Source organism: Virgibacillus sp. M23 (genome assembly GCF_034190895.1).
Classification (GTDB): domain Bacteria; phylum Bacillota; class Bacilli; order Bacillales; family Amphibacillaceae; genus Virgibacillus; species Virgibacillus salarius.
The window spans coordinates 1-692 of record NZ_JAWDHA010000147.1; the positions used below are offsets into that span (position 1 = coordinate 1).

The 692-nt window shown below is 51.6% G+C and carries 1 protein-coding gene; it reads right to left on the minus strand.

What is annotated here, in order from left to right:
- A partial coding sequence (locus tag RVS70_RS21695) for a diacylglycerol kinase (protein WP_321134793.1) occupies nucleotides 1-661 on the minus strand: 661 nt, incomplete at its 3' end.
- Nucleotides 662-692 lie beyond the last annotated feature (31 nt).

Genomic DNA, 692 nt, shown 5'->3' on the forward strand with positions numbered 1-692 from the left:
AATCAAACATGCCGTCATTCAGGCTGGAATCCGGCGCGAGCTTTTCGAACCCGCCGACGGAGTTTGTCAGCGTGACCAAAAACAGCATGATTTCACCTTGAAACAGCTTGCCGTCATATTCAATCTCGACTTCTGTCGGACGAAGTGAAGGCAGCATTTCCATTCCCTTTAAATAATAAGCAAGCTGGCCGAGCATCGTTTTCAGTTTGCTTGGCACGTCGTACGTCAGCTCCGTCAGACGGCCTCCTCCGGCGATATTGATAAAATACTGGCCGTTGACCTGTCCGATATCAATCGGGCGGGCGACGCCGTTAATGACCGTATCTGCCGCTTTTAAAATATCCTCGCGCGGAATCCCGAGCGCTCTGGCGAAGTCGTTTGTTGTGCCGACTGGAATCACACCGAGTGTCGGACGGTTGTCTAAAGGCGCAAGCCCGTTGACGACCTCGTTGATCGTTCCGTCTCCGCCTGCCGCAATGATCAGGTCAAACTCACGCAATGCCGCTTCCTTGGCAGCGTGTGTAGCGTCTCCTGCGCATGTCGTGGCATGGGTGGAGGTTTCATAGCCGGCTTGTTCAAATTTTTGCAGGACCTGGGCAAGATGCTTTTTAAAGATCTCCCGTCCTGAAGTCGGATTGTATATTATGCGTGCACGTTTCATTATCTCATCATCCTACTTAAGAGTATCCGAT